4 protein-coding genes are annotated in these 6541 nt (G+C 67.4%); 3 read left to right on the top strand and 1 reads right to left on the bottom strand.

Features of this window, described 5'->3' with window-relative positions; all coding sequences use genetic code 11:
- Positions 1-651: 651 nt before the first annotated feature.
- Entirely contained in the window at positions 652-2553 is a 1902-nt protein-coding gene (locus ACIRRH_RS33940; protein WP_403075097.1) for a DNA/RNA helicase domain-containing protein, read from the top strand.
- Positions 2554-2678: 125 nt separating this feature from the next.
- On the opposite strand, the gene ACIRRH_RS33935 is transcribed toward ACIRRH_RS33940, so the two are convergent.
- Positions 2679-3608: a phosphorothioated DNA-binding restriction endonuclease gene (locus ACIRRH_RS33935; RefSeq protein WP_403075094.1), complete on the bottom strand. Its 930-nt coding sequence runs from the start codon at positions 3606-3608 to the stop codon at positions 2679-2681.
- Between the two features lie 255 nt (positions 3609-3863).
- Between ACIRRH_RS33935 and ACIRRH_RS33930 the strand changes: the two genes are divergently transcribed.
- Together ACIRRH_RS33930 and ACIRRH_RS33925 are read left to right on the top strand one after the other, a co-directional pair.
- Positions 3864-4469 carry a hypothetical protein gene (locus ACIRRH_RS33930; RefSeq protein WP_403075091.1) on the top strand — a complete coding sequence of 202 codons (606 nt, stop codon included), beginning with the start codon at positions 3864-3866 and terminating at the stop codon, positions 4467-4469.
- A gap of 545 nt (positions 4470-5014) precedes the next feature.
- Positions 5015-6046, top strand: coding sequence for a tyrosine-type recombinase/integrase (locus ACIRRH_RS33925; RefSeq protein ID WP_403075089.1), 1032 nt, complete (start codon positions 5015-5017; stop codon positions 6044-6046).
- The last annotated feature ends 495 nt before the right edge of the window (positions 6047-6541 follow it).

The raw sequence follows: 6541 nt of genomic DNA, 5'->3' as shown, positions 1-6541 counted from the left end.
AGTTGCGCTCGCGTCACACAGTACGGTCTACCGGATCAGGAACTGTCGCGAGGGCGAATCCCACAGATTGATCACAACCCGATACGCACCCTAGCCGCCCAGCAGGGACCAGCTACCCAGCCCAAATCAGGGAACATCCCGAAGCCCCAGCCGCCCTGGAAGCAGAACACATTGCCCAGGTACGGGCGACACCGCGGGTCCCGAACCGCAGCTCCGTCTCGCTCTAGCAGAAGCACGTCGCGGAACCGAGACGTAGTCGACCTGGATGCGCCGAGCGGCAGCTCGCCAACGCCGAGAACTCACGGTCAGAACCTCTAGGTCGGCATCAGACCACCGGGCCCGGCAGGGTTCGACGCACACCGTTTCGCGGCACACGAGGACCGATCGGCAGAGGATGCGGTCTGGTTCATCGACCGCAGGTGTCGCCAAGCGTGCGGCTGGCTCTGCAGAGAGACGGTGAGCGGGCCCGTACGTTCCGTATCCATGCCTGACAGCAATGAGGAAGTCTCTGGGCCCTTTCCTCAAGCGTTCGAGTACGAGCTCAGACCACCCGTTGTAAGTTTGGCCAGTCATCAGCGCGGCCCGCCGGGCTTCCCTTCAGGGACATGCCCCCACCCGCACGAGTCACTTCGTGCTGCCTGGGAGCATGTCTTGCTGTTCCGCGACTCCGCGTCCGCGGTCGCCGCCGAGAGTCTGGCCGGATCACTGTTCGTGCGTCTCATCGACCAGTTCGTCCACAAGCACGGCCACAAGCCGAGCCCGTCCGAGGTGCGTTCCTGGGAGCTGAGCATTCCGGCCCTGACCAACGCGCTCCTGGACGCCGGGCTCGGCATGGTGGAGGTGCTCCTCGAGTACTCGCTTCCTCTGAACAGTAAGCGAGCGGACGTCATACTCGCCGGCGTCCACCCGGTCACGGGCGAGCCGTCGTACGTGGTGGTCGAGCTCAAGCAGTGGAGCAGTGCGCTCCCGGAGGACGGCGAGCCGCTGCTCTGCCGGGTCGACGCGTACAGCCGGCCGGTGCTGAACCCGATCGAGCAGGTCCGCGGCTACTGCGACTACCTGATCTCCTTCAACGGCGCGCTCGCTGCCCATCCCGAGCGGCTGTCCGGAGTGGTTTTCCTCCATAACGCGACGGAGTTCGGCGTCCAGGGCCTGTACGAGGTTCAGCAGGACGAGCGCGGGCGGCTCTTCACCGCCGAGCGCCGCGGGGAGTTCATCCAGTACCTCCGCTCGAAGCTGAAGCCGGTCTCCGGCGCGGAGGCGGCGGACCAGTTGCTCGCGGGCAAGGTGGCCCCGTCCAAGCAGCTGATGGCGGTCGCCGCCGAAGAGGTTCGCGAGCGCGAGCAGTTCGTCCTGCTGGACGAGCAGCGGGTTGCCTACGAGCTGGTGCTGCGCGCGGTCCGCCAGGCGCAGCAGTCCGACCACAAGGAGGTCGTCGTCATCACGGGCGGCCCGGGTACCGGGAAGAGCGTGATCGCGCTGTCCCTCCTGGGCGATCTGTACCGGCGTGGCGTCACGGCTCTGCACGCGACCGGTTCTAGCTCGTTCACCACGACCATGCGGCGGATGGCCGGGGCGCGGAAGAAGCAGGTGCAGGAGCTGTTCAAGTACTTCAACAGCTTCATGACCGCCGAGCGCAACGGGCTGGACGTTCTGATCTGCGACGAGGCCCACCGGATCCGGGAGACGTCGGCGAACCGCTACACCCGGGCCGCCCAGCGCACCGGCAAGCCCCAGATCGAGGAGCTGATCGACGCCGCCCGGGTTCCCGTGTTCCTGCTGGACGAGCACCAGGTCGTCCGGCCGGGTGAGATGGGCACCGTGGCCCAGATCCGGGCCGCCGCCGCGGTGAAGGGCCTGGACTGCCAGGTGGTCGAGCTGGACAGCCAGTTCCGCTGCGGCGGCAGCGACGCCTACCTGCACTGGGTGGTCCGCCTCCTGGACCTCGAACCCGGCGGCCCGGTCGGTTGGGAGCCCGACGGCAAGGTCGCGCTGGAAGTCGTGGACAGTCCGCAGGAGTTGGAGGCGTTCCTCGACGCCCGGCGCGCGGAGGGATACGGCGCCCGCATGTCGGCCGGGTACTGCTGGAAGTGGACCACGAAGGTGGCCCCGGGCGATCCGCTCCCCCTCGACGTACACATCGGTGACTGGGCCCGGCCGTGGAACGTGTACGGCGACCGCTCGATCGCCGGCGCCCCGCCGGCCGCGCTGTGGGCCACCGACCCGGCCGGCTTCGGCCAGGTCGGCTGCGTGTACACCGCCCAGGGCTTCGAGTACGACTGGAGCGGCGTCATCCTCGGCCCGGACCTCGTCTGGCGGACCGACCGGTGGGTCACCGACCGGACGGCGTCCAAGGACCCCGTCTTCCGCAAGTCCACCACCGACGCCGACATCGACCGCCTGATCCGCAACACCTACAAGGTGTTGCTCACCCGTGGAATGATCGGCACGGTCGTGTACTCGACGGACCCGGAGACACGCGCCAAGCTGCGGAATCTGGTCGGCGGGCAGCAGGTAGGACAGATCGAGGTGGAACACGGTCGCCGCGGCTGACGATCACTCACCGACTCCACGTGGGGCGCTGGTGTCATCTGGTCTACACGTCCGGGAAGAAGCCGTGCAGACCAGAGTTGGACAGCGCGTGGTCAACGCTGATGGGTCAGCGATCGGGCAGTCTCTCAACCAGCACGCGCCGGGGTCAGGGGCTCCCGGGGCTCGCCCCGGAAGACCTGCGCGGCGTGCCACTGCCGGTGTCGGCCCGCGACCGACGGAATCCCTGCCTGCGGGCCGATGACCTGCCGTCCGGCCAACGCGAGCACATGCTGCCTGCTGGCCTCGCTGCGTCCGACGAAGCGCTGTGAGACGAGTATGCGGCGCCCCTCCCCCAGGCCCAGGACGCCCTTGTCGAAGAGCTTGTGGTGCAGGGAACACAGGCACAGGCCGTTGTCGACCTCGTCCGGCCCGTCATAGGACCACCAGCGCACATGCGCTGCTTCCAGGCCGACCGTGGTCGCACCCAGCATCCCGTCATAGCCGCAGAATGCGCACTGGAACTCGTAGGCGGTCAGGACGAGTTCACGCATTCGCCGATCCCGCTGGCGTCGCGCCGCCCGCTCTGCCCGGCCCGGGGCTCCGGTCATACCATCGGTCTCGGCCAGGTCCAGGTCGAGTCCGACGGCTTCGCACAGGTCGGTGTGCAGTGACGGCGGGAAGTGGAAGTCCAGGAGCACCCGTGCCAGACGGCCCAGGAGCGCCGGTTCCTTCCTCAGCGCCGTTCGCAACTCGGGTGCGAGTCTGCCGGTCGCGCCGCTGGCGCGGAGGACCCGCACTCCGCTTCCAGGGCTCCCGGGCCCGTGGTCGGTCCTGACCTCCCAGACGCCGTCACTGACCAGATGATGGAACGGGTACGCAGGGGTTGTCGGATGGGACGGCCCGTACTCTTCGAGCAGCCGCTTCAGTTCCTCCTCGACGGCGCTGTACCTCAGTTCGCCGTCGGCATCGCGCTGGAAGCTGCCCAGCGCGTACAGCAGCAACAGCGGTTTGTGCGGCGCCCGGACATCGTTGTTCGTCCACCGTCTCAGCTTCGCCACCCGCTCCAGCCAGTCCATGGCCGCCTAGCGTATTCCGAGGTACCGACACCACCTCCGCCTCAGTCCCCCGCAGGACACTGTCCTCGGTGTCGGTGTCGCCCACAGAATGGTCCCGAACTCCTCCCGGGGATCCCCAGCCCAATCCCGGGCCTCACTACGTTCCACTACCTGGTCCGTGCACCATGAGATCCCCCAGTGCGCCCTTGATCCACCGTGCTGATCAGCGGACTGTCGGACCCTGAAGGTCATAGGACGATCGATCGGGGGATTCCCATGTCGGACGCAGACTCCGCCAGTCCGTGGGCACGCACGGTCTTCGGCTCCCTGGCCACCGAGGTCGCGGCGATCGTGCCTGCGTGCCTTGTCCGGGCCCACGAGCGAGCCCAAGGCGGCCACAAAGGTGTTCATACGCAGACGCTCGAAGCGTACGGACACGGGCTCTACGCCGCACAGTACGAGGAGCTGTCGGCTGGCCTCTCTCGGCTTCCCGGCGTCGAGCTGGTGCGCCTCCAGGCGCGGACCGTCGCCGTGGTCGCCGGCCATGTCGTCTACCCGTACAGGTACGCGAAGAAGGACGTGCCCGTGACTGCAGCCAGACTCCGCAGCGCGTCCGGGCTTCGCGCTGACCTCATCCGCAGGCACGGTCCCGACCCACGTCAGGTAGAGCTGGATCTCGGTATCGAACTCCCGGATGAGGATGAGCCTCACGCGGATCTCGCGCGCCTCTCACCGGACACCAAGCTTGTTCTCGTCGCCTACGCCTGCTCGCTGGCTGACGGCGTAGTCCGCCTGGAATGGGGATCTGCGGAGCTTCGCCGCGAAGATCGATCACTGATCTGGCACCGCCATGAGCCCTTGCCCATCCCGCGACAGCGCTGACGCGGGAGGCTCCCGGAGACGAGCAGTCGCGGGTTCGAACTCCCCCGAAGTCGATCTGCCCGGAGAAGCGTTCGACTGTATCCTTCACCACGCCTGGCGCTCTTGAACACCGATTCGAGAGCGTCGCCGGTCTCCGGACCGGGCCGTCTCGCAGCACCCTAGGTGCACGCTGGCTTTACGCCCGTCTGCTATCCCAGAGGGAGGACGTCATGCGTGGCGCTGGAACGATCTACAAGCGATGCGGCTGCCGGGACTCCGATACCGGCCGACAGCTTGGAAGCCTTTGCCCCGACCTCCATCGCCGTGGGCACGGTTCCTGGTACCTGGCAATGCCAAGGTACGCGGCAGTCGATGACCGCCGGTCCCGGCTACGTCGGGGCGGCTACCGTACAAGGGCAGATGCCGAACGCGCACTCAAGCGCCTGCGCGACCCCATGCTCGCTCGCCAGGGTGGACTCCTCACGACCGGCCAGTGGCTTCAGCGCTGGTACGTCATCGTCGAGCCCCAGCTCCGGCCGTCGACTGCCCGCGGCTACCGCCAGCACTTGGAGCAGTACCTCGTGCCGCTACTCGGCCGCGAGTTGCTCTGCGAGCTGAGCAACGACGCGGTCCAGCAGGCTTTCAGCACCATCATCCGTCGACACCAGAGCACGGGCCGGCCTGTCAGCGCCGGCACGTTGCGTCGTGTACAGGCAACACTGCGTGCCGCCTTGAACCTCGCGGTGCGCAACGGCCTGCTGGCTGCCAACCCGGCTCGCCATCTGAACCTGCCGCGGACACCTCGACCGCACCCGACGGTCTGGACGGACAACCGTGTCGCGGAGTGGAGACGAACGGGCGACCGCCCACCAGTCGCCGTGTGGACGCCCGTCCAAACCGCCGCGTTCCTCGCGTTCGCGAGTGATCACCGGCTGTACGCCCTCTATCACCTGTACGCCCTACGCGGTCTCCGCCGCGGGGAAGGCGCAGGTCTCCGCTGGTCGGACTTCGACGCCTCGGGCCACACACTCACGGTCGTGCGGCAACTACAGCAACGAGAGAACGGACGGCTCGAGGTCTGCCCTGTCAAGACACGGGCCGGCGAGCGGACGATCGCTCTCGACAGAAGCACCATCCACGCGCTGAACACACACCGTAACCAGCAGAAGGAGGAGAAACTCGCAGCGGGAACTGACTGGAATGAGTCCGACTACATATTCACCGACACCTACGGACGTCCGCTGCGCCCGGACTACATCGGCCACGTCTTCCAGAACATGGTGCGCAGAAGTGGCCTGCCGCCTGTCCGGCTCCAGGACCTGCGTCATGGTGCGGCGAGTCTTGCCTTGACCGGCGGATCCGATCTCAAGGTCGTCCAGGCCCAGTTGGGGCACTCTACGATCATGACTACCGCCGACACGTACACGTCGGTGCTTCCCGAGACGGCCCATCTCAGCGCAGAGGCGACGGCCCGAGTGGTCATCGACGCAGCCCGAAAGCTCTCCCGAGGCATCCGGTACCAGTCCACACCGCGCAGACGGCGCGCGAAGGGCCGACCGGCAGCCTCGCCGAACAGGGGCATATGTAGCCCAGCGTGACACTTTGACGGTCCGTCGCCTGACTGCGGCACCCCACGAACGGCCCACTCACGCCCCATCGAAGACAAGCCGGCCGCCCGGTCACACCCACACGGGCAAAAGAAAGGCTAGGTCACAAGGGGTGGCGGACCGAAAAATGGTCTCCGAACGAAATCGGCAGGCCTACGGATTAAAAGTCCGCAGCTCTTGAGTTAGCGTCGGCGCGAGGTAGGGGACCGACGGCCCCGGACTCCTTACGTTCGTCACAGACCGTAGCTGCCGTCCCGCGTCTGCCGTCACTTTCAGGGTACTCCGGGCCATCTCCGCGGCGCTCCGGCCGCGACCCACCGGGCAAGAACGCCATTTACGGCGTGCATCGCCGCCGGCGCCGAGAACTGCCCCTCCTCCCAGGGCGACCTGCACGGGCTCCCCGCGGCAGCAGGCCCTCGTCAGCGGTCGCAGACGTCAGGTCGCCTTCCACCCGGCATGCCCGCCGGGGCTCGACGCGCTTCGAAG

It is taken from the genome of Kitasatospora sp. NPDC101235 (genome assembly GCF_044767505.1).
Taxonomy (GTDB): domain Bacteria; phylum Actinomycetota; class Actinomycetes; order Streptomycetales; family Streptomycetaceae; genus Kitasatospora.
Note: the sequence above shows the minus strand (reverse complement) of the source record. Positions and strands in the feature narration are given on the sequence as shown.

Excerpts from the sequence above, each read along its gene's own strand:
- ACIRRH_RS33930 (WP_403075091.1), top strand. The coding sequence starts at position 3,864 with ATGTCGGACGCAGACTCCGCCAGTCCGTGGGCACGCACGGTCTTCGGC.
- ACIRRH_RS33935 (WP_403075094.1), bottom strand. The coding sequence starts at position 3,608 with ATGGACTGGCTGGAGCGGGTGGCGAAGCTGAGACGGTGGACGAACAAC.